Source organism: Protofrankia sp. Cj5 (assembly GCF_917627405.1).
Taxonomy (GTDB): domain Bacteria; phylum Actinomycetota; class Actinomycetes; order Frankiales; family Frankiaceae; genus Protofrankia.
In genome coordinates this window covers 7,600-29,469 of the sequence record NZ_CAKJTO010000030.1, presented here as the reverse complement: position 1 = coordinate 29,469, position 21,870 = coordinate 7,600, and the positions used below count along the sequence as shown (strand labels likewise).

Annotated in this window: 16 protein-coding genes; 6 read left to right on the top strand and 10 right to left on the bottom strand. The window is 69.5% G+C overall.

Annotated elements, in window-relative coordinates:
* Positions 1-9: 9 nt before the first annotated feature.
* Both MJ777_RS09030 and MJ777_RS09025 read right to left on the bottom strand, forming a co-directional pair.
* Positions 10-309, bottom strand: a complete 300-nt coding sequence (locus MJ777_RS09030; protein WP_239310702.1) for a helix-turn-helix transcriptional regulator — start codon at positions 307-309, stop codon at positions 10-12.
* Entirely contained in the window at positions 302-673 is a 372-nt protein-coding gene (locus MJ777_RS09025) for a type II toxin-antitoxin system RelE/ParE family toxin (protein ID WP_239375103.1), read from the bottom strand. The genes MJ777_RS09030 and MJ777_RS09025 overlap by 8 nt, the downstream gene beginning before the upstream one ends.
* Positions 674-1,654: 981 nt before the next feature.
* Here MJ777_RS09025 and MJ777_RS09020 point away from each other — a divergent pair.
* Positions 1,655-2,176, top strand: coding sequence for a hypothetical protein (locus MJ777_RS09020; protein ID WP_239375100.1), 522 nt, complete (start codon positions 1,655-1,657; stop codon positions 2,174-2,176).
* Here the strand turns inward: MJ777_RS09020 and MJ777_RS09015 are convergent.
* The 7 genes from MJ777_RS09015 to MJ777_RS08985 form a co-directional block, all read right to left on the bottom strand.
* A complete protein-coding gene (locus tag MJ777_RS09015) occupies positions 2,173-3,021 on the bottom strand; it encodes an FAD-dependent monooxygenase (RefSeq protein ID WP_239375097.1) in 849 nt (282 codons plus the stop codon). The two genes, MJ777_RS09020 and MJ777_RS09015, sit on opposite strands and share 4 nt — an antisense overlap.
* Positions 3,022-3,040: 19 nt before the next feature.
* Entirely contained in the window at positions 3,041-4,024 is a 984-nt protein-coding gene (locus tag MJ777_RS09010; RefSeq protein ID WP_239310706.1) for an amidohydrolase family protein, read from the bottom strand.
* The gene (locus tag MJ777_RS09005) at positions 4,021-5,037 is read right to left on the bottom strand and encodes an acetylserotonin O-methyltransferase (protein ID WP_255720507.1); all 1,017 of its coding nucleotides are present in this window, start codon (positions 5,035-5,037) and stop codon (positions 4,021-4,023) included. Before MJ777_RS09005 ends, MJ777_RS09010 begins: the two co-directional genes overlap by 4 nt.
* Before the next feature lie 72 nt (positions 5,038-5,109).
* Positions 5,110-5,820 carry a hypothetical protein gene (locus MJ777_RS09000; RefSeq protein ID WP_239375094.1) on the bottom strand — a complete coding sequence of 237 codons (711 nt, stop codon included), beginning with the start codon at positions 5,818-5,820 and terminating at the stop codon, positions 5,110-5,112.
* The gene (locus tag MJ777_RS08995; RefSeq protein WP_239375092.1) at positions 5,807-10,504 is read right to left on the bottom strand and encodes a type I polyketide synthase; all 4,698 of its coding nucleotides are present in this window, start codon (positions 10,502-10,504) and stop codon (positions 5,807-5,809) included. The genes MJ777_RS09000 and MJ777_RS08995 overlap by 14 nt, the downstream gene beginning before the upstream one ends.
* Complete coding sequence (locus tag MJ777_RS08990) at positions 10,501-17,100, bottom strand: type I polyketide synthase (protein ID WP_305039406.1); 6,600 nt, start codon at positions 17,098-17,100, stop codon at positions 10,501-10,503. Before MJ777_RS08990 ends, MJ777_RS08995 begins: the two co-directional genes overlap by 4 nt.
* 1,003 nt (positions 17,101-18,103) lie before the next feature.
* The gene (locus MJ777_RS08985) at positions 18,104-18,397 is read right to left on the bottom strand and encodes a hypothetical protein (protein ID WP_239375090.1); all 294 of its coding nucleotides are present in this window, start codon (positions 18,395-18,397) and stop codon (positions 18,104-18,106) included.
* Positions 18,398-18,403: 6 nt separating this feature from the next.
* Here MJ777_RS08985 and MJ777_RS08980 point away from each other — a divergent pair, with 6 nt between their 5' ends.
* The 3 genes from MJ777_RS08980 (at position 18,404) to MJ777_RS08970 (ending at position 19,690) form a co-directional block, all read left to right on the top strand.
* Entirely contained in the window at positions 18,404-18,874 is a 471-nt protein-coding gene (locus tag MJ777_RS08980) for a hypothetical protein (protein WP_239375087.1), read from the top strand.
* Positions 18,875-19,040: 166 nt separating this feature from the next.
* Complete coding sequence (locus tag MJ777_RS08975; RefSeq protein WP_239342538.1) at positions 19,041-19,286, top strand: AbrB/MazE/SpoVT family DNA-binding domain-containing protein; 246 nt, start codon at positions 19,041-19,043, stop codon at positions 19,284-19,286.
* Positions 19,283-19,690 carry a type II toxin-antitoxin system VapC family toxin gene (locus MJ777_RS08970; RefSeq protein ID WP_239342536.1) on the top strand — a complete coding sequence of 136 codons (408 nt, stop codon included), beginning with the start codon at positions 19,283-19,285 and terminating at the stop codon, positions 19,688-19,690. Before MJ777_RS08975 ends, MJ777_RS08970 begins: the two co-directional genes overlap by 4 nt.
* A 102-nt stretch (positions 19,691-19,792) precedes the next feature.
* Here the strand turns inward: MJ777_RS08970 and MJ777_RS08965 are convergent, their stop codons facing one another.
* Positions 19,793-20,467 carry a group II intron maturase-specific domain-containing protein gene (locus tag MJ777_RS08965; RefSeq protein ID WP_239375084.1) on the bottom strand — a complete coding sequence of 225 codons (675 nt, stop codon included), beginning with the start codon at positions 20,465-20,467 and terminating at the stop codon, positions 19,793-19,795.
* A gap of 157 nt (positions 20,468-20,624) precedes the next feature.
* On the opposite strand from MJ777_RS08965, the gene MJ777_RS08960 reads away from it, so the two are divergent.
* Together MJ777_RS08960 and MJ777_RS08955 are read left to right on the top strand one after the other, a co-directional pair.
* A complete protein-coding gene (locus tag MJ777_RS08960; protein WP_239375081.1) occupies positions 20,625-21,572 on the top strand; it encodes a tyrosine-type recombinase/integrase in 948 nt (315 codons plus the stop codon).
* Positions 21,573-21,599: 27 nt separating this feature from the next.
* Positions 21,600-21,870, top strand: a 271-nt coding sequence (locus tag MJ777_RS08955; RefSeq protein WP_370652679.1) for a transposase, incomplete at its 3' end; no start/stop codon positions are given.

The following is a 21,870-nucleotide window of genomic DNA, read 5'->3' as shown; positions in this document are numbered from 1 at the left end:
TTCGGACGGTTATGCGACGTGGGAGCGGGGCGTGACACGGACGATGAGGTCGGCGTCGAGGGCGTCGGCGAGCCGGTCCAGGACGGGCAGCGTGGGCACGGTGCCCCCGGCTTCGAACCGTGCCACCGCCGACTGGGTCATACCAGCCGCGTGCGCCAGCTCGGTCTGGCTCCAGCCACGCTGCTGACGTAGCTGCCGGACGGCACGGCCGAGCTCGAATGCCAACCGGGCCGCCTGGTACGCCTCGTGTGCGCCCGGCTCAGCCATGCGCTGTTCCCGCAGCTGCGCCCACTCCGACCGCTCAGCCACCGTCCCCACCCTCCTCGTCCAGCTCGTCGTCGGCAGTGTGCTGCTCGGCCAGGCAGCGGGCCAGAGTACGCCTGGCCCGGGCGACCTCGCCCACCTCGCGCATCCGGGTCTTGACGAACACCGCCAACAACACGACCCGCTGCCCCGGGGCCAGCCAGTAGGTCACCCGCACCGCCTGCCGGTCCACGTGGAACCGCAGCTCCCGCAGTTTGCCGTCCAACTGCCGGGTGTAGGGCTCCCCCAGCACCGGGCCCTGTTCGGCCAGCAGATCGATGTAGAACGCCGCCGTGGCGAAGTGGGCCGTGGATAGCTGCTCCAACCAGTCTCGGACCTCCGGTTCCAGCTCGACGGTACCCCAAGCCATAGCAGCAACGCTATAGCATGCTCTGGGGTGCCCGTCGTCGGCGTGCCGCCCCCGACCATCCGGCTCGGAGCCGACTCAGCGTGCGATGTGACGTTCAGGGCACGTCAGCCGGTAGCGGGCACAATCGGGGTTCACGTTCCATCCCCTCACCTCCACAGGTAACCTGCCTGCCCGCGAGGCCCTGCGGTTGTTGGCTTTTTCGTGCTCTTCCCGACGCATTGCATGATCATGCATTGTCGGTTGACGCCACCGGAAAGTTGACACTCCCCCATCCCGGTGATCATCTGGCATCTGCTCAGCGACCCGCACGCCCGCTACCGCGACCTCGGCGCCGACCACTACACCACCTGGATCAACAGTGACGCGAATTCCATCCGATGCGAATTCGCGACAGTTGGCATGCGCAATGATCACAAAGTGGCGTTTCCGTTGGTAGATAGGGTGTCCTGGGTTGCTGGAGGATGCCCGCCGGCGTAGGCCGATTTGGCTCCAATGATCGACTACGGACCCGTGGCCATCAGGTTTGGCGGGGTTGAAGGCCGATGCGGAATCTCGCATCTGATGCGATGGGCCGCTGGTTACTCTCCGTAGAGATCTACGGGTTCCAGTCGGGCAAAGCTGCTGCGCCGCTTCCCCTCCTCGGCGCCTGGCGGCGCCTGCGGTGCGGGTCGGCTTGCCACTGATTATCCCTGGGTGCCAGCATCTTCGACAACATGGAGGACGGCTGGCCGCGTGAAGTCGTTGCGGCGGGCCGCCCGTTGCGAGTCCTACAGAAAGTTACGATCTACACTTGAAGATCAGAGAATTCGCGACACTCGAATACAAGACTCCGCCAGTCCTGTACCCCTACTACAGCGGGATCGGCATGTCGCATGTCGGGAATCGTGCTGTTCTGGACACGTATTGCAGTTTTGCTGTCACGCTTTTCGTGTGGCCTACACGGGGTTCGGGCACAGCCGTAGAACGCACATGAGCGTGTTGGTGACCGTGAAGGCGTACCCCACGGTGTCCCAGCAGCACGGCGAGGCGGTGTGCGTCGCGGGCATCCGCACCGATGTCATCCCCCACCAGTGGGTGCGGCTGTTCCCGGTCCACTACCGTGATCTCCCTGAAGAGCAGCAGTTCAAGAAGCGGGAGTTCATCGAGCTCGACGTCCAACGAGGATCGGATACGCGACCGGAGAGCTACGTGCCGATCCTGGAGACGATCAGACGAGGGCGTGTCCTGGGCACGGGCGACGGCTGGGCGGAACGCCGAACGATCGTCGATCCCCTCCTGCAGTCGAGCCTGTGCGTGGTCCGCCGCCAACGCAAGATCGATGGAACATCGCTGGCGTTAGAGCGCCCGGCAATAGGGATGTGGATCAAGGAGCGGGGCTGGGGTGCGTACATCGCAAGGCGGCGGAGGGAGTCACCCTGGTCCTTGGGTGTCGACCGACGACAACGCAGCGAGGTGCGCACCCCAGCCCCGCGACGCCGCGTCCCTATTGCCGGTCGCTCTTAGTCCGTGCACAGGATCTCCAAGCGGAGGTCCGCCGGGGTGGCGGGGCCGAGCAGTGCCCGCAACGCCACGGCGGGATCGGCGTCCGGTGACGGCAACGCCGTGCCCGCCCACCAGGTGTCCTCCAGGTCGAACCGGCCGATGCCCCCGCTGATCCTGGCGTTGTAGATCCAGTACTGCACCGCAGGGCCGTGCGGGACGAGCTGGGCCAGCCCCGGCGCGCGGAAGACGATCGACGTGGTGCGCCGCGCGTCGGTCGGACCCTGCATGGGGATGCCGAGGCACTGCCGGGTTGTGCTGTTGCCGCCGTCGCACCCGAGCACGTAGCGGGCGGTGATCCGGTGGACCGTGCCGTCCGGGGCCTCCACCTCCGCCACGACCTCCTCGGCGGACTCGGCGGACTCGGTGAGCCCGCGCAGCGCCCAGCCCAGCGCGAACGTGATGTCGGGCAGCTCGGCGACGACCTCCCGCAGCACGCGTTCGACGGCGGGCTGCGGGACTATCTGGCCGGGTTCGGCGACCACGTCCGTGCGCGCCGCCGAGAGGCCGAGGCAGTCGTCGAAGCGGGTGAACTCGGGTCCCAGCAGGCTGGTGGCGACCACGACCTGCTGGGACCAGGCGACCGGCAGTGCCGCCGCGGCCCGGATGCGGTCGGCGATCCCCCACCGGCGGAAGTGCTCCATGGTGCGGGCACTGGTGGTCTTCGCCCTCGGCCGCAGGAACGAGACCTCCTGGCGCGGTTCGAGCACCACGCAGTCGATCCCCCGAGTGCCCAGTTCGGCGGCGGCCGCCAAGCCGACCGGGCCGCCGCCGACGATCAGGACCGATGTGGTCGTGGGCAGTGTCACCACTGGGTTCCTCCGCCTCTCAGGACAGCTGGTCGCCGGTGGCCCGGGGCAGCAGCCGGCGGGCGTTGCGGGTGGTCAGCTCGCGCCAGGTCTCGCGGTCGTCCGGCGGCGCGGCGGCATCGATGGACTCGATCTGGGTCAGCACGCCCTGGACCGGGAACCAGCAGTAGTCGCTGCCGTAAAGCATCCGCTCCGTGCCGAAGGCACCCGCGAGGGCGGGCACCTGGTCGGGGAACGGGGTACCGGCGATGTCGTACCAGAACCGGCCGAGCTGCTCGCGAACCGAGATGTCGGGCGGCCCGCCCAGGCCCTCGATGAACCCACACGACTGGTCCAGCCGAGCGGCCAGCAACGGGAGTGCGCCACCGCCGTGGGGGAAGATCCACGAGATGCCCGGGTAGCGGGACGCGACACCGTTGAACACCAGGTTCACCGCGGCCCGCGCGGAGTCGAAGATGAACTCGAGTACCGGCCGTGGCAGGCCGACCGTGATGGCCTCGTGCCGGGGCGGCGAGGTCGGGTGGACGAACACGATCGCCCGCCGTCGGTCGAGTTCGGCCCACAGAGACTCGAACAACGGGTCACCGAGGTAGCGGCCATGGCTGTTGGTCGACACAGTGAGCCCGTCGGCGCCCAATTCGTCGAGTGCGTACGCCGCCTCGGCGAGCGCACCCTCGACATCGGGCAGGGTCAGCGAGGCGAAGTGCCCGAACCGGGCTGGTCGCCGACGGCTCAGCTCAGCGCCGAACTCGTTGACCTCGCGCGTGAGCCGCCGCGCCGCGAGATCGTCGCCGAAGTGCGTGCCGGGCGTGACAAGTGACAGCATGGTCTTGCTGATCCCACCCCGGTCCATCAGGCCCAGGTGTTCCTCCTCGCTCCACCTGGGCCAGCCGGGCATGCCGTTGGGGTGTTCGTGGCCCGCGGCTCGTGCGGTGGCGACGTAGGACTCCGTCACGAAGTGCGCGTGCACGTCGACGAGTTCGTGGGCGGACCCCAGTGTCATGAGAGTTCGCCAGCGAGCGGCTTTCGGCCCACCACCGCACCGTTCGCCCCGGCCGCGTCGAATCGCAGGACAGGCACGTCGGTGAAGCCGGCGTCTTCGAGCCAGCCCCGGTACTCCGACTCCGCGTAGTTCTCACCGCCGGGCAGCCCGACAAGCATGTTCATCCCCATCAGCGCCGCGGCGGGCGGTCCGGTGCGTTCGTCGTTGAGCAGCAGTTCGCACACCAGCACCACGCCACCGGGTGCCACCGCGGTGAACGCCTTGTCCAGCAGCCGCCGGTTGGCCGCCTCGTCGTGATCGTGCAGGACCGAGGTGAGCAGGGCGACGTCAAAGTCGGCAGGCAGCGCGGGGTCGGCCTGGAAATCTCCCGCGACGACGTCGATCCGGTCGCCCAGCCCGGCTTCGGCGACCTTCGCCTCGGCGATCTGCCGCACGTGCGGCAGATCGAACACGGTGGCCGTCAGGCCGGGATTGCGCTGGCACAGCTGGATCACGAACCCGCCGGAGCCACCACCCACGTCCAGCACCCGTTGGTGCGGCCCGAAGTCGTACACCTCGTCCAGCGCGCCCGCGGTGGCACCGGCCAGGGAGTGCATCGCGTCCCAGAACGTTTCCATGAGGACCGCGTCATCGGTGCTGAAGGCACCCTCCTGCTGTTCCGGGTCCCAGGTCACCGGACGGTTCGTTTGCAACGCGTCCAGGACCCGGTGCCAGTTCTCGTAGAGCTTGCGGTCGCAGAACCGCACGAACCCGCCGAAGTAGTGCGGCCGCCCGATGACCAGGTACTCCTCGGCGAGCGCGGAGTTCCGGTACCCATCACCGGATTTCTCCAGCAGGCCGAGCGACGCGCACGCGGCCAGCAGCAGCCGGGCCGGGCGGCCCTGCAGGTCCGCCGCCTCGGCGAACTCCTTGACCGTCATCGACGTGCCACCGGCGAGCTTGGTGAACAGCTCCAGTTCAAGCGCGGCGGAAAAGGTCTTGAAGCTGATGAACCCGTTGGCGAGTTCGAGCAGTTGGCGAGTTCGAGCAGTGGTACCTGGCTCAACGGCTGGCCCTTGTCGTTGATGTTCATGATCACCTTTTCATCATGGGATATCGGTCGCCAACACGCGGTCGCTCTCGTGTATGTGCTCGGCAATCACATCCGCGTGTTCGCCCGCGCAGGTCAGTTCCAGCCGATGCGGGAACGAACGCACGAGGGGAGGCTCGGTAGCCCGGAAGTACAGGACGGAGCGGCCCCTTTCCTGTTCCTTCTCCAGCGGGTTGTAGCCCGCGCCATCAGCGACCAGCGCTCCCGAGCCGAGCAGCTGGCGACGCAGTTCCGCCAGCACGCGCTCAAGTCGGTCGACCATGATGGCGACATGTGACTCGTTCATGGACTGGCGCTCGCGGTCGGCCATGCCCTCGGGCAAGGCGCACCCATGCGCCGCCGTCGCGGCGAAGACCTCGATCTCCCTGCAGCCGAACAGATCCGTGTCGACAGCGCCACGCACGATACGCACGTCGAGGTCCTCCGGAGGTATCCGGTACCGTCGGCACAACCGGGACTTGACCACAACGCTGGGGACAGGCCGGGTCACCTCGAAACCATTGCACCGCAATGCCGAGACCACCTCCGAGATCGTCTCGGGGAACACCAGGAAGCCATAGTGGTCGAAGGTGCAGTGCTGGAGGTCGACACGCCCCAGCAGCGGGCCGTGAGTGTGTGCCGAGACCGCGTCGAGCACCTGCTCGACGGAGAACTGGTTGAGGATGGACCTGATCCGGACGACGCTGTCGACATCACGCTGGTCCATTTCCCGCTCCTCGTGTCAGGAACTCCTCCAGCGCCGCATTGAACGCCGAGCCGACGTTCTGCGTCGCGTGGCCGCCGGGGATGACCAGCCGCCGCCCGTCGAGCCGAGCCGCCAGGGCATCGCTGATCGCCTCGAACACCGGGCGCTGGCCACCACTGACGACGAGGGTGGGGATGGCTGCCGCGCGCAGCCGGTCCAGTGGCAGCTCGGCCTCCCACGGCCACCGCACCCGGTCCCGGGCGAGGCTGGCGGTGGTGCGTTGTCCCCCGGACAACACGTCCGGGTAAGGCGTACCGGGATCGATGAGGGCGAATATCGCCCGGAACAGTGCGTCGTCGGCGGCGGGCGGCCGTGCCAGCAGGGCGCGCATGGCCTGCTCGAACTCGTCGACCACCGGTGTCCCCCTGGCCACACCGCTGGCCGCGCTCTCGATCAGGGTGAGCGAGAGGACCGCGTCCGGGCGCTGGGCGGCGGCCAGCAGCGCTCCCACCGTGCCGTAGGACTGGGCCACCAGGTGGGCGCCGTCGCCGAGCAGCTCGGCGATCAGCTTGGCGTCCACCTCGAAGTCCTCGCGCTCGCTGGTGGCACTGCGCCCGTAGTTCAGCCTGCTCGGCATGACCAGCCGCCACCGGTCGGCGAGCGAGGCCTGGGTCAACCACGCCTGTTCGCCGCAGACCGCACCGCCGTGCACGAACAGGATCGGCGTGCCGCGGCCCAGCTCGACCACATGCATTCCACCGGGCCCGGTCACCTCGGTCCGCTCGACAGGTGTGGCCGTACCGGGGTGCAACAGGGGCCGCACCGTGGCCACCAGCGAGGCCACGGTCGGGTTGTCCAGGAACATCGCCAACGGCAAGGAGATCCCGAGCGCACCGGCGACGGCGTCCCGCAGCTCCACCGCGAGCAACGAGTCCAGGCCAAGGTTCTGCAAGGGTTCGGTGGGGGCCGGCCGCGACCCGGTACCACCGAGCACCGCCGCGACCTGCTCGAGGAGCAGTTCGTGCAGCCGGCGTCCGGCCTCGTCGTCCTGCCCTGTCTGGAAAGCGGCGCGCAGGGCCGAGCCCTCGGCAGTGATCGCGGTGGGCGCGGGCTGTGCCCGGCCGGCCGCCAGGATCGCGTCCTGGCTGGTCTTGCGCATCGAGACGCCGGTCAGCTCCAGCAGGCAGGTCCCGTCCTCGGTCAGGACCCGGAGGTCGCCGGTGACGGCCGACCCGGACTCCGCGCGGACCAACGCGTGGCACAGCAGGGGTTCGTCGCAGTGCTCGTGGCGGGAGAACCGCTCCAGCCCGGTCAGGATCAGCATCGTGGCGAGCGGGAGGGTGTCGTACACGCACGCGAAGACGAGCTGCAGGACGGAGTCGGTGAAGCCGGGGTGCAGCAGGTAGTCGTCGGCCTCCCCGGGCTCGGGCGCGCGCAGCCGGGCCAATACCTCACCCTTGCCGCAGCGCAGGTGGGTGATCCACCGCGCGGAGGACCCGAGGTATATCTTGCGTTTCCACAGTGCCCGGTAGAACTCCGCCCCCGAGAGGGTTGTGGTGCACCGGCGGCTGATGTCCTCGACACCGTCGGTGCCGATGGCGGGCGCCTGCCCCGGCTCCGCGGCGAAGGCGCCCTGGGCGTGCAGTGCCCACACCCCGTCGGGCTCCGGCTGGCTGTAGTAGCGGAACGGTGTGCGCCCGCCCACCGCCGGGTCGACGACCAGCATCGCCGTCCGGACGCCCTCCTCGGGCATCAGGAACGCCTGGGGCAACGACAGATCCTCGATCCGGGTGCGCTCGAACCCGCGCAGCTGGGCGACCGCCGCCAGCACCGCCTCGACGTAACAGCCGGCGTTGACCACGGCGGCCCCGGCGCACACGCAGTCGCCGAGGCAGGGGTGCCGGTCGACGGAGAGCAGCGAGCGGAACTGCACGGCGTCAACCGGTGACGGGACGCGCTCCCCCAGCAGGGTCGCGCTCGCCGGTGCGCCCGGTCCGGCCACGACCGGCGCCAGCACGGGCCGAGTGGTGGGCTCGAACCAGTGCCGGTGCCGTTCGAAGGCGTAGGTCGGCAGGTCGACGACGCGGCGCGGCCGATGCTCGTCGACCCCACGCCAGTCGACCTTGACGCCGCGCACGAACAGCTCGCCCAGGCTCGCGAGCATCGTCCGCTCGTCCTCGCCGTCCCTGTTCAGTGACGACAGCAGGGTGACCCGGCCGGGCTCGACGATCTTGCCGGCCAGCGTGCACAGCGTGGCGGCGGGACCGATCTCCAGGAACACGGTGCACCCTCGGGACACCAGCTGTTCGACACCCGCCGCGAACCGCACCGGCTGGCGCGCGTGGTCGCGGAGGTAGCCGGCGGAGAAGGTGCCGGCCTCGGCCACCTGGCCGGTCAGGTTGGACACCAGCGGGATCCGGGGATCAGCGAAGGACACCTGCGCGGCACGCTGCTCGAACCTCTCAAGCGCCGGCTCCACCAGGGACGAGTGGAAGGCATGCGAGACCCGCAGGCGCGCACTCCGGACGCCCTCGGCCTTGAGCGCCTTGATCAGCTCGTCCAGCACCGCGTTCGGACCGGACACCACCACGTTGTCCGGTCCGTTGACCGCCGCGACGCACAGTCTGCCCTCGTACGGGGCCAGCGCGCGCTCGACGTGCCCGGGGCCGGCGAGCACCGCGACCATGCCGCCGCCCTCGGGTAGCTCCTGCATGAGCCTGCCCCGCTCGGCGATGAGGGCCAGCCCGTCGGCCAGGTCGAACACCCCTGCCACACACGCGGCGGCGTACTCACCGACGCTGTGCCCCAGCAGCGCCGCGGGCGCCACGCCCCACCGCCGCCACAGCCTGGCGAGCGCGTACTGCAGGCTGAACAAGGCGGGCTGGGCGTGGCGGGTCTGGTCCAGCGGGGTGTGCTCGTCGAACAGCACCGGCAGTAGCTCGCCGCCGAGGATGGCGTCACAGCGGTCGAGGTCGGCCTGGAACGAGGGCTGGGACCGGTACAGCGCGCGTCCCATCCCCGGGTACTGCGAACCCTGGCCGCTGAACAGGAACGCCACCTTCGGCCGCGCGCCGGGTGGTACGACGCCGGTGCGCACGTCCTGGTGCGGGGTGCCCTCGGCGTGTGCGGCCAGTGCGGCCCGTGCTGCTTCCGTGCTGTCGGCGAGCACGACCGCACGGTGGCCGAACCGCGCTCGCCCGTTGTTGGCGGTGTGCGCGACGTCGGCGAGTGAGTCGGTGGCGTCGAGGTGATCACGGTAGCGCGCGATGAGTGCCCGCAGGGCCTCGTCGCTGCGCGCGGACAGCGACACGAGGTGTGTGCCCCCCGCAGCGGACCCCGCAGCGGGGGGGTCCGAGCTCTCCTCCAGAATCAGGTGCGCGTTGGTGCCACTGGCCCCGAAGGAGCTGACCCCGGCGATCCTGGTGCCCTCCAGCCGAGCCCAGTCGGTCAGCTCGGTCGGGATCGTCACGCCGAGCTCCCCAAGAGGGATCCTCGGGTTGACCGTCGAGAGATGCAGCAGCGGCGGCAGCTGCCGGTGCCGCAGCGAGAGCACGGTCTTGATGAGCCCGGCGATCCCGGCCGCGGACTCCAGGTGGCCCATATTGGTCTTCACGGTGCCGATCGGCAGCGGGCGGTCCGGGTCGCGATCGGCGCACAGGACCGAGCTCAGCGCGTGGACCTCGATCGGGTCGCCCAGTGGCGTCCCGGTCCCGTGCGCCTCGACGTAACCGACCTGTGCCCCGCGCACCCCGGCGGCGCGCAGCGCGTCCCGGATGACCGCCTGCTGCGCCTGCCCGTTGGGGACGGTGATGCCGCCGCTGCGGCCGTCCTGGTTGACCGCGCTGCCCCGGATCACCGCCAGCACGCGGTCCCCGTTCGCGGTCGCCTCGGACAGCAGCTTCAGCACGACGACCCCGCAGCCCTCACCGCGGGCGTATCCGTCCGCGGCGTCGCTGAAGGTCTTGCACTGGCCGTCGGGCGCCAGCATGTTCGCCTTCGACATCGCGACGAACCAGTCCGAGGTGACCATGACGTTGACTCCCCCGGCCAACGCGGTCGAGCACTCGCCGGTGCGCAGGCTCTGGCACGCCAGGTGCACGGCCACCAGCGAGGCCGAGCACGCGGTGTCCAGTGTCAGGCTGGGGCCGCGCAGGCCCAGCCAGTAGGACAACCGGCCCGCCGCGAACGGCGAGGTCATCCCCCCGGTCAGCCAGTAGGCGTCGATGTCGGTGGGGGGGCATTCCTTCAGCATCGCCTGGATGTACTCCGACCCGGTCACGCCGAGGAACACGCCGGTGCGGCTCTCCGCGAGCCCGTCCGGTGCCTGGCCCGCGTTCTCCAGTGCCTCCCAGGCGACCTCCAGGAACAGCCGTTGCTGCGGGTCCATCCGCGTGGCCTCGCGTGCGCTCACGCCGAAGAACCCGGCGTCGAAGGTGTCGATCTCGTCGAGCAGCCCGGCCCGTCGGACCGGCGGGAAGCCGGCCGGGTCCCAGCGGTCTGCGGGGATGTCCCTTGTCGCGTCCCGGCCGGTGCGCAGCAGGTCCCAGAACGCCGCAGGACTGTCCGCGTCCGGTAGCCGGCACGCCATGCCCACGATCGCGACCGGCTCGTCAGCGCGGTGGGCCGACCGCTCCAGCGCAGTGCGCAGTTCCCGGATCTCGGTCAGCGCGGCGCCGAGGACCGCCTTGTTGTCCGCCGCGCTCATCGGCGGCCTCGCAGGGCACGGGCGGCTTCGATCTCCACGAGCAGCTGGCGCAACACGTCCTCCTCGGTGTCCACGTCTGCATGCGGCGTGGCGGGCGGGCTCGGCTCGGCGGGCGGGCTCGGCACCTCGGCGACCGCCCTCGTGCGCTCGGCCAGGTGCGCGGCCAGCGCGGCCACGGTCGGGAAGTCGAACAGGGCCGTCGCGGGCAGCTCCCAGCCCAGTGCCGAGGACAGATCCCGTTGCAGCCGCAGCGCGAGCAGGGAGTCCATTCCCAGCTGGAAGAAACCCGCGCCGGGTTCGATCATGGCCGGGTCGAGGGCGAGGGTGCGCGCGGTGTGCTCGGTGACGAGGTCGAGCATGGTCTCGGCGTGCTCGCCCCGCAGACCCGGTGGGTCGCCGAGGTGGCTGGCCGGCGCGGCAGCGGGTTGGACGGCCGGCGCGGCGGCGGGCCCGGCGGTGCGGGTCTTCGGCCAGTACCGCCGGCGCTGGAAGGCGTAGGTGGGCAGCTCGACCCGCCGCAGGTGGTGCTCGGCGGCGAGCGCCCGCCAGTCGGGCTCGGCCACGGTGGCCGGGGTGCCGCCGGTATGGAGCGAGTCCAGCCCGGCGAGCAGGCCGGCCCGGTCCGCCGCCAGTACCGCGGCGGTGTGCGCGAAGCGGGTCCGGGTGGTGGCCAGTGAATACGCGACGTCGGCGACGCGGAGCTCTGGGTGGGCCACCAGGTGTGCACGCAACAGGCCCGCCTGGGCGCGCAACGCCTGGTCGTTGGTCGCCGACAGCACAACCGGCACGGGCGGGGCGGCGGGACCGGCCGGGGCACCGTCCGCCGGTTGCCCCGGCGCCTCTTCGAGCACCACGTGCGCGTTGGTCCCGCTCATGCCGAAGGCGGACACCGCCGCCCGGCGCGGCCGGCCGGCCGACGGCCACGGGCGGTGCTCAGTCAACAGCTCGATCGCCCCGGACTCCCACGCCACGTGGGGGCTCGCCGCCCGCACGTGCAAGGTCTTGGGCAGCACGCGGTTGCGCATCGCCAGGACGGCCTTGATGACGCCCGCGACACCCGCCGCGGCGACCGCGTGGCCGATGTTCGACTTGAGCGAGCCCAGCCATAGCGGCTGTGCCCGGTCCTGCCCGTAGGTCCGCAGCAACGCCTGTGCCTCGACCGGATCACCCAGCGGGGTGCCGGTCCCGTGTGCCTCGACCAAGTCCACCTCCTGCGGCCGCAGCCCGGCATCGTCGAGTGCCTGGCGGATGACCCGCTGCTGGGCGAGCCCGTTCGGCGCGGTCAGCCCGTTGCTGGCACCGTCGGAGTTGATCGCCGAGCCCCGCACGACGGCGAGCACCGGGTACCCCAGCACCTGCGCGTCGGACAGCCGGGCGAGCAGCAGGGTACCCACGCCCTCACTCCACGCGGTGCCGTCGGCACTGGCGGCGAACGATTTGCACCGGCCGTCCGGCGCCAGCATCCCCGGTTGCAGGCCGAACTCGGTGAACGATTCCGGGGTGGCCAGGACCGTCGCGCCGCCGGCCAGGGCCAGTGAGCACTCACCGGCACGCAGCGACCGGACCGCCAAGTGGAGCGCGACCAGCGAGGACGAGCACGCGGTGTCCACGGTCAGCGTGGGGCCTTCCAGCCCCAGCGCGTAGGCGATCCGGCCGGAGGCGATGCTGGTGGCCGAGCCGGTTATCCGGTGCCCGGCCATATCCTCGCCCAGCAGCGAACCGTAGTCCTGGGCGGAGGTGCCGATGAACACCCCAGTCTGGCTGCCGCGCAACGACTCCGGCACGATGCCCGCCCGTTCGAGTGCCTCCCACGCGGTCTCCAGCAGCAGGCGTTGCTGGGGGTCCATGGCCAGCGCCTCGCGGGGTGAGATGCCGAAGAACAGCGGGTCGAACCCGGCGCAGTCGCTGAGGAACCCGCCTTCCTTGAGCCCGGTGGCCGGGCTGAGGTCCCAGCCCCGGTCGGCGGGGAACTCCGAGATGGCGTCCCGGCCGTCCAGCACCAGCTGCCACAGCTGTTCCGGGGTTCCGGCATCACCGGGGAACCGGCAGGCCATGCCGAGGATCGCGACCGGCTCGTCGGTGTGGCCAGCGGGTGCGGAGGTGGCGATCTCACGGTAGCTACCACGTAGTTCACCCACCAGGTACTCCGCCAGCGCCCGCGGTGTCGGGTGGTCGAACAGCAGGGTGGCGGGCACCGGCAGGCCGGTGACCGACGCGAGGCGCTCGCACAGCTCCACCGCGGTCATCGACTCGAACCCGAGGTCGCGGAAGGCACGGCCGGCGGGCACGACGGCGCCCCCGTCATGCCCCAGCACCACCGCCGCCTCGGCGCACACGAGGTCCAGCACGGCCGCCAGGTCGGCCGACGGGCGTTCGGGAAGGGGCTGGGCCGGGTCGCGCGGTGGCCTCGGTTCCCCCTGCCGATCGCGCCACGAGGACAACGCTCGTCCCACCCGTGCTGCCGTGGCCGCGTCCAGGTCCAGCGCCTGCCCGAGCTCACCGGCCTCGACCAAGCGCCAGAAGGCCTCGGCCGCCGGATCGGGGCCGACCGGGGCCGGTACTGGTTCCGGCCAGAACCGCTTGCGCTGGAAGGCATAGGTCGGCAGATCCACTCGCCGCGCGCCCGAGCCGGCGAAGACGGCGGGCCAGTTCACCGCCACGCCCGCCACGTGCGCCTGGGCGAGTGCGGTCAACAGTCGTGTCCGGTCGTGCGCGCCCAGCTCGACGACGACGTACCCGTCACCGGCCAGGGCTCGGCGGGTGCGCTCGTACTCCTCGGCATCGGCCACGGGGTGGTACGGCACCCGACAGGCGTCCGGGGTGACCGGGGCATGATCTTCCGCCGAGGTCACCGCCCTGGCGGCGTCCGCCAGGCTGAGCGCGCCCGCGACGGTGGCCGCCGCGATCCTGCCCTGCCCGTGCCCCACCACCGCGGCGGGCTCAACCCCTAGCGAACGCCACAGCTCGGCCAATGCCACCATCGCCGCCCACGAGACGATGTGCTCACGCTCCGGCGACACCGCTTCGTGTCCGCGAAGCACATCCAGGGGTGAGAAGTCGGTGAAGGGTGCCAGCGCCTGCGCGCACTCGCTCATGCGCGCGGTGAACACCGCCGATGACGTGAGCAGTTCCCCGCCCTGGCCTGCCCACCGCGAGTCCTCGCAGGGGAATACGAACACCGCCTCGGTCACTGTTTCGGCGACACCACGGGCCACCTCGGTGACCGCACCGTCGGCGACCAGCAGCACCGCTCGGTGCTCGAAGTCCGACCGCGTGGTCGCGAGTGACCAGCCGATGTCGACCGGCGGGCCGTCGAGGGACCGGATTCGCGCCAGCTGCGCCGCCAGCGAGGCCGATGACCTCGCCGACACCACCCATGGCACGACGGGCAGCCTCGACCGCCGCTTTCCCGGTGCCCGCACCGGAGGGGCCTGCTCCAGGATCACGTGCACGTTAGTGCCGCTCAGCCCGAACGAGGACACCCCGGCCCGGCGCGGCCGATCGACCATCGGCCACTCGAGCGCTGAGGTCAGCAGCTCGACTGAGCCGGCCGACCAATCCACATGGGACGACGGTTCGGTCACGTGCAGGGTCCTGGGCAGCAATCCGTTTCGCAGGGCCATCACCATCTTGATGACGCCGGCGACGCCCGCCGCTGCCTGCGTGTGCCCCAGGTTCGACTTGACCGAGCCCAGCAGCAACGGAGTGTCCCGGTCCTGCCCATACGTCGCCAGCAAAGCCTGCGCCTCGATCGGGTCGCCCAGCGTGGTCCCCGTGCCATGCGCCTCCACGGCGTCGACCTCCGCTGTGGACAGACCGGCGTTCGCGAGCGCCTGGCGGATCACCCGTTGCTGCGCCGGTCCGTTCGGCGCGGTCAGGCCGTTCGACGCGCCGTCGGAGTTGATCGCCGAACCCCGCACCACGGCGAGCACCTGGTGGTCACGGCGCCGCGCGTCGGACAACCGTTCCAGCACGAGCACTCCGACGCCCTCGGCGAACCCGGTACCGTCAGCGGAGTCGGCGAAGGCCTTGCACCGGCCGTCCGCGGCCAGGCCGCGCTGCCGGGAGAACTCCACGAAGCTGCTCGGTGTGGACATCACGCTCGCCCCACCGGCCAGTGCGAGGTCGCACTCGCCCTGACGCAGGGATTGCACGGCCAGGTGCATCGCCACGAGCGAGGACGAACAGGCCGTGTCCACCGTGAGCGTGGGCCCCTCGAACCCGAACGTGTAAGCCACCCGCCCGGAGGCCACGCTCGGCGCGGTCCCCGTGGTCTGGGAACCCTCGAACTCGCTGCCGAGCAACCGCGCGTAGTCGTTGAACATCACCCCGGAGAAGACACCGGTCTGGCTGCCCCGTAACGACTTCGGGTCGATCCCCGCGCCCTCCAGGGCCTTCCACGACGTCTCCAGCAGGAGCCGCTGCTGTGTGTCGGTCGCCAGTGCCTCCCGCGGTGACATCCCGAAGAAGGCCGGGTCGAACTCGCCCGCGTCGTGCAGAAACCCGCCCAGCCGGGTGAGCGAGGTCCCGGCGTGGCCGGGTTCGGGGTGGCAGAGCGCGGTCAGGTCCCAGCCGCGGTCGTGGGGGAACTCCGTGGCGACCTCCCCGCCGTCCAACAGCAGTTGCCACAGCTGCTCCGGTGAACGGACATCGCCGGGGAACCTGCACGCCATCCCCACGATCACCACGGGGTCCTCCCGGTCCGCGGGTTGTGCCCGCCCGGTCTCACGGTGGTCGTGCCGCGCACTCAGCAGGTGGGATACGACGGCCAGCGGGGTGGGGCAGTCGAAGACCAACGTGGTGTCCAGTGCCCTGCCGGTCGCCTCCGCCAGCCGTCTGCTCAGCAGGACGGCACCGGCGGAACTGATCCCGTAGTCGCGGAAGCTCTGCTCGGGCAAGATGGGCTTCTCGCAGTCCGCCACGGCACTCGCGTGCTCACGAACGAGGGACAACAGCTCCGGTGGTGCCAGTGCGGCGCCGCTCGCCTGAGGTCGGCGGCCGAGAACCTGCTCGACCAACCGCCTTCGCGCGAGCTTGCCGGTGGGGGTGTGCGGCATCCGCTCGACCACGACCAGCCCGAGCGGGATCTTGTAGGAGGCCACGCCACTGGCGGTCAACAGCTCGGTCACCTCGGCCAGCGTCACCTGCTCTCCGGGGTGAACCGCGACCACCACGCAGGGGTACTCGCCGAGGCGGTCATCCGGCAGGCCGATGACCGCCAGGTCCGACACCCCCGGCAGCTCGGCGAGCAGGTGCTCTATCTCCAGCGCGTTGAACTTCTCCCCGCCGACATTGATCCGTTCCACGGCCCGCCCGTGGAAGGTCAGCCGGCCCTCGCCGTCGATGGCGGCGAGGTCGCCGGTGCGCAGCCACCCATCACCGGCGAACGCGGCCTGGGTCAGCTCGGGTTCACCGAGGTAGCCGCGGAACTGGAAGGGGCTCCGGAAACGCAGCTCCCCGACCTGGCCGGGCTCGCAGTCGCGTTCGTCGGGTCCGACCACACGGGCCTCGCTGTGCTCGACCGGCAGCCCGATCCCATACCCCGACGTGCCCGCGTTCTCCCCTGGCAGCGTGGTCGCGCCCGCACCGAGCTCGGACATTCCCCACTGCACGGCCACCGCCGCGCCGGTCCGGCTCGACACCGCACGCGCCAGCCGCTCCGGTACGGGGGCCCCCGACGCACGCACCTGGCGCAGCCGCAACCGCCCGTCGGGGACGTGCCCGAGGATGTCCCGCAGTTGTGCCGGTACCGCGAACAGCACGGTCGGCGCGGTCTCGTCGGTCAGGCGCAGGAAGCGGTCCACGTCCCAGCCACCGCCGAACATGACCTGCCGGGCACCAACGGCCAGGCCCAGGTGCAGTGCGAGGAGCCCGAACATGTGGCTGAACGGGCTGGTGCTGAGGATGCGGTCCGTTGGAAGCACGCCGCCCCGGCCCACGATCGCCAGGGCGTTGGACAGCACCCCGTCGTGGGTGTGCACACAGATCTTCGGGCGCAGCGACGTCGTACCGGAGGTCGGCGCCAGTAGCAGCGGTGAATGCGGTTGCAGATCGAGGCGTACCGGCGGCGCACCCGCCCACTCGTGCTTGAGGTCCATCAGCGAACCGGGTGCGAGAAGGACGTGGCGTAACGAGGGGCACGCGGCCCGCAGCTTACGTGTCAGGCCGTCGATGTCCACACCGTGGCGCCTGCCACCGTCCGGCGACAGCACGGCAACGACCGGCCCGGCGGCACGCACGAGCCCTTCGAGCTCACGAACACCGTTGCTGCCGTGCAGAGGCAGGAAGACCGCACCGGCGATCGCCACCGCAAGGTGTACAACGAGGAAGTCCCAGGAGTTCGGCAGCTGGACGGCAACCACATCGCCCGACGTGACGCCGAGCCCGCGCAGCCCCCTGGCCACCGCGTTGCCCTCATCCCACAGATCCGACCAGGTCCGTTCACCCGAGCCGGCCGCGTGACCGGACCGGTCGTGAACCGCGATGGCAGCCGGGTCCTGGAGCACCGTCCGTTCGACCAGTGCGGGCAGTGTGTGGCCGACGAGTCCCGTGGCGGAGGCAGGAGTAATGTGGAAATCGTTTCCCGTGACCGCCACTACGCCCCCTGGTTTGGCCCGTCGTGCTCGGCCACATGAGGCGCGCGCCCGATTGTCGACAGATCGTAACTTCTATGGCGGAAAGCTGGAGTCTTATTCAGAACTCCCCGATCAAGATTTTTAGCAGAGTCCTGACCTGCGACGATGAATGATCTGAACCATCTGCACTGGGGGTTTTGAATAAGCCTCCTGGATTCGGTGTTCCGAAGATCGGAATCGGCCTTCAGAGCACTCGCCGAGGGTAGCCAGAAAAGCTGGTTTCTGGCCAGAGGGGCAGCCACCCGACTCCTCGGCATCAACATCGTCATCATCGGCCCCCAATTCACCACACCCGCCTGGTGGCCCGCAGCTAATAATCCCACCCTGCCCACCATCCACCTCGTCCACGTCAGCGGAATCAAGCGGTCAAGGCGACATGTCCGCTGCCAGTAGATCGCCGAATACTTCAAGCGGCGTCTGCCAGTTCAACATTCAACGTTCAACGGTACGTATTCGGAAGTCCTGTGGGATCTTGGAGTCAACCTGCTGCAGCACAGGCACTCCCGCCCGACGACCCACGGGACTTCCGAATACGTACGTTCAACGTCTCCCGTGGCTTCTCATTCAACTGGGAAGTCAGACTATCAAGATCTGCCTGCGAATGCAAGGATAAGTCGGCGCCCTTCGGGAAATACTGCCGGAGCAGATGATGTTGCACGAATCGATTGGGTCCACCGAGCCGGTTGACACCATATTGACCCAGGTCACAGGCGTGTCGGTGCGGAGTCGATCAGATCAATGGAGATCGAAATTGTGGAGTGATTACAGCAGGCCCATGGGGTCAGCGGCCGACAACGTGGCCAGCGCGTTTTCAGTACGTGGAAACTCGGCTTTCAACAGCCGCCGGTGGCCTTCATGACCATGAGCGGGAGTCCTGGTGTCAATTCTCGTTTAATCTGGCCAGCCTGGTGCCCCCGACCTGTGGCTGGTCAGATCGCCTGAGACGAGGTGCGGGGAGGTTGTCTCACTTGAAGTGGCCTTTTTCGGGGGGTGGCACTGGCGTCTGCCAGCCGGCGTGCAGTTTCTGGGCCTGGAACCGGTGGCGCTGGTCCGCGAAGTCGACGCGGTGGCGGGCGACCCAGTCCCGCAGAGGGTCACGGCACCAGGGCGTGGTCAGGGTGGCCACGCTTGCGTGGGTCCTGTGGGCGACGTGCTGGTAGAAGCGGTCGAGGTCGGGCTCGAAGGCGATCGCGACGAGACAGCGCCACTCGAGGTCCGCGAGGACGCGGGCCAACGCGACGGTCTCAGGGAGAGTCACCGCGGGATGGTGGACTGCGACGCCGAGGGTGTCGGCGCGTTGCTGCCATCGCGTGGCGAGGTGGGGATGGCGATGGGCTGGGTCGCTCCTGGCCCACCAGTCGACGATGCTTCCCCCGACCCCGCGATCGTCACCCAATGGATCGCTGAGACCCAAACCGAGCGCGCCGCGGCCGTCGCCGCCCTCGACCGCGCACGACAGCCCAGCCCACCCCGACGCCGCATGACTCGCCAGGAGATCAAAGATCTGATCGATGCCCTCGGAGGACTCCTCACCGTCCTCGGCAAGGCCGACCCGGAAGACAAGGCCAAGGTCTACCAACAACTTGGCCTGCGCCTGACCTACGACCACGAAACACAGACCGTCCTGGCCGAAGCAGCACCGAGATCATCGGTGTGTGTAGTGTCTGTGTCCGAGGGCGGACTCGGCCAGTACGCACACGCGCTGCAACGGCGGCACCGGCTTGTTCTCGGCTGATGCTGCCCGACCGCGACCACCACGTCGCCCCTTCTGGACGCCCACCAAGGGGGCGGGACTCGCGCGCCGCCAGCTCGACCCAGCCGTCGAGCGTCAACCGGATCATCGGTGTCCACAGCTCATCGGATACCAACGAGAGCCTCGGCATCGATGGTAGATTTCTGGCATGCGGACCGCCATCGACGCCGCCGGTCGGATCGTCGTCCCCAAGGCACTGCGCGACGCCCTGGGACTCTCCCCCGGCCAACCCCTGGAGATCGCCGAACGGGACGGCCATCTGGAGATCGCCCCCACTCCCACGCCGATGAGACTGGTCGACGACGGCGACGGACTGGTAGCCGTCGCCGACACCGAGATCCCCGTCCTCACGGCCGACCTGGTGCGCGAGACGCTCGAGCGAACCCGGCGATGAAAGCGGTCGACACGAGCGTGGTCGTCGCCGCCTTCGCCAGCTGGCACGAACACCACACCCTCGCGCAGAAGGCGATGGCGAGCCGCCCGCGCCTGATCGCGCACGCCGCAGTCGAGTCCTACTCCGTACTGACCCGCCTTCCTCCCCCACACCGTGCACATCCCTCGATCGTGCACACCTTCCTCACCGAACGGTTCACCGACCCCTACCTCACCCTGTCGGAAACCGGCCACCAGGAACTCCTCGCCACCGTCGCAGCGGGCCAAATTCTCGGCGGCCCAACATATGACGCGCTCATCGCCTTCACTGCGGCCGAGCACGACGCGACACTGCTAAGCCTGGACCGACGCGCCGTCACAACCTACGAAGCGGTCGGAGCCACCGCCGAGCAACTCGCTCCCTAAACTTGGGACTGGTTGGGTAGGGAGCTGGCGCGGTGACGCGTGAGCGTTCCGTTTCCAGCTCCCTCCCGTCGATTCCGTGCATGCGGTTCTCCCGCACACGGCTCACCGACGTCTTTCACCGCCGGCATTCGGTGATCTCCAGGGACGGTTTGGCCTGGGAGCACGGACGGTCCCATCAAGGTTGAGCAGGCCGAAGTGATCGGGTGAGGCATAAGCCACCACCCGCCACCCCCACGCTCGACTGCGCTTGTGGCGGTGTGCCACAAAGATCGCCAGCCGGTGCAGAGCGTAGGTCTGCATCTTGTCGAACATTCGGGCGGAGTTTCCGTAGCGGAAGTATCCCGCCCAGCCGCGCAGGAAGGCATTGACCTCCCTGACAACGATGTCGACTGGCACCAGCAGCCGCGACCGGGCGGTCAGTTCCCGAATCCGGTCACGGGCATGCTGGGCCGCCTTGCGAGACGGCCAACGGGCGAGGAAGATGACGCGCTTGGCCCCGGTTCGGCCCCGGGCGCGCACCAACCGATGGTGGAAGCCGAGGAAGTCGACCCCCTCACCGCCTTCGGTCAGGTGCACGATCCGGGTCTTAGCCGCTTTCGGCTCCAGGCCAAGCTCGGCCAGGATGGCCGTGATACGTGCCAGAGCACGCTCGGCCTGTTGCCGGGACTCACACATCACCACGAGATCGTCGATGTAGCGGACCAGCGTCCCGTCCCGGCCGTGATCCCACGCCCGGTCGATCCGGTGCAGATAGACGTTGGCCATCAAGGGCGACACACAACCCCCTTATGAATAGTGCTGGGTTATGCGCAGTGTTGGCCTGTCGGGCCTGGTGAGGGCCCGATCGGGGCTTGAGCGCTGCACATAACACGCCGACGATCACTGATCGGCGGTTCGGCATGGTGCCGGGCCGGTTTGATCGGAGGTCGGCGTGATGGTTGCTTTATCCGATTTGGTGTCGAGTCTGGACGCGGAGTTGCAGCGTCTGGGCTACAAGGACTCGACGATGGTCTGGTACCGGGGTTGCTGGCGCCGCCTGCAGCGCTACTTCGCCGACTGCGGCGTCGTGGAGTTCTCCCTGGATGTGGCGATGAGCTGGGTCGATGAGACGTGCGGGTTCTTCGCGAAGGAGCGTGCGGGCACGCTCACGGAGCACGACGTCTACCTGTTCCGGGTCGCGTCGATGCTCGATTCCTACGCGGTGCACGGGGCGGTGCTGCGCCGCTACTCAAGGTCCGTCGACAGGTTGACCGCGGGCGAGGCCAGGGTGCTGGCCCGGTTCACGGCGGCGCTGCGGGCCGCGGGGCAGGCGCCCTCGACAGTGCGGACCTACACGACGCTGGCCGGGGAGTTCCTCGCGTTCGTGGGCACTCGGGGCGGGTTGCCGCATCTGGACGCCCGGGTTCTCGACGCGTTCGTCGCGACGCTGGCGGGCTACCAGGTCAAGACCGTCGAGCAGAAGATGTGCGCGGTGCGCTCGTTCCTGCGGTTCGCGTCCGCCGACGGCCTCGTCGAGCCGGTCATCCTCGACGTGGTCCCGTCGGTGCGCTCGAGTAGGCAGGCCAGGGTCCCGTCAGTCTGGGCTCCCGGCGAGGTCACCCGGATCCTCGCCACGATCGACCGGGGCAACCCGTGCGGGAAACGCGACTACGCGATCATCCTGCTGATCGCGGCGCTGGGGCTGCGCAGCATCGACGTCACACGGCTGCGGTTCGCCGACATCGACTGGCGGGCCAACCGACTCACCGTGGTCCAGGCCAAGACCGGCCAGCGCATCGAGCTCCCGCTGCTCAAGGACGCCGGCTGGGCGCTGATCGACTACAGGGGGTGTCAGATGGTTCGTGTAAGGGCGGGTGGGTTTGGATGGATCAGGTCGGGATGAACCTGGTTCACTCGGAAAGGACCCTCGTTGAACGGCACACAGGCTGGTTCGGCGGTTGACGTAGACGCGGCGGCGCGGCTGGCGGAGGTACTGCAGCCGGCGGCGATCGATCGGCTGTTGGCGGACGCGGAGGCGTCAGGAACACCGATTGATGGCGTGGACGGGCTGCTGGCCCAGATGACCAAGGCGGTGCTCGAACGCGTCCTGGAAACAGAAATGTCGGATCATCTCGGCTATGAGCGCGGGGATTCCTCGGGGAACGGGTCGGGGAACTCACGCAACGGCCACGGTGCGAAAA

What these genes read in the sequence shown, in the direction of transcription:
- MJ777_RS08970 (WP_239342536.1), top strand. Translation starts at nt 19,283, where the DNA reads ATGAAAGCGGTCGACACGAGCGTGGTCGTCGCCGCCTTCGCCAGCTGG.
- MJ777_RS08995 (WP_239375092.1), bottom strand. Translation starts at nt 10,504, where the DNA reads ATGAGCGCGGCGGACAACAAGGCGGTCCTCGGCGCCGCGCTGACCGAG.
- MJ777_RS09000 (WP_239375094.1), bottom strand. Translation starts at nt 5,820, where the DNA reads ATGGACCAGCGTGATGTCGACAGCGTCGTCCGGATCAGGTCCATCCTC.
- MJ777_RS08975 (WP_239342538.1), top strand. Translation starts at nt 19,041, where the DNA reads ATGCGGACCGCCATCGACGCCGCCGGTCGGATCGTCGTCCCCAAGGCA.
- MJ777_RS09010 (WP_239310706.1), bottom strand. Translation starts at nt 4,024, where the DNA reads ATGACACTGGGGTCCGCCCACGAACTCGTCGACGTGCACGCGCACTTC.
- MJ777_RS08980 (WP_239375087.1), top strand. Translation starts at nt 18,404, where the DNA reads ATGGTGGACTGCGACGCCGAGGGTGTCGGCGCGTTGCTGCCATCGCGT.
- MJ777_RS08960 (WP_239375081.1), top strand. Translation starts at nt 20,625, where the DNA reads ATGGTTGCTTTATCCGATTTGGTGTCGAGTCTGGACGCGGAGTTGCAG.
- MJ777_RS09025 (WP_239375103.1), bottom strand. Translation starts at nt 673, where the DNA reads ATGGCTTGGGGTACCGTCGAGCTGGAACCGGAGGTCCGAGACTGGTTG.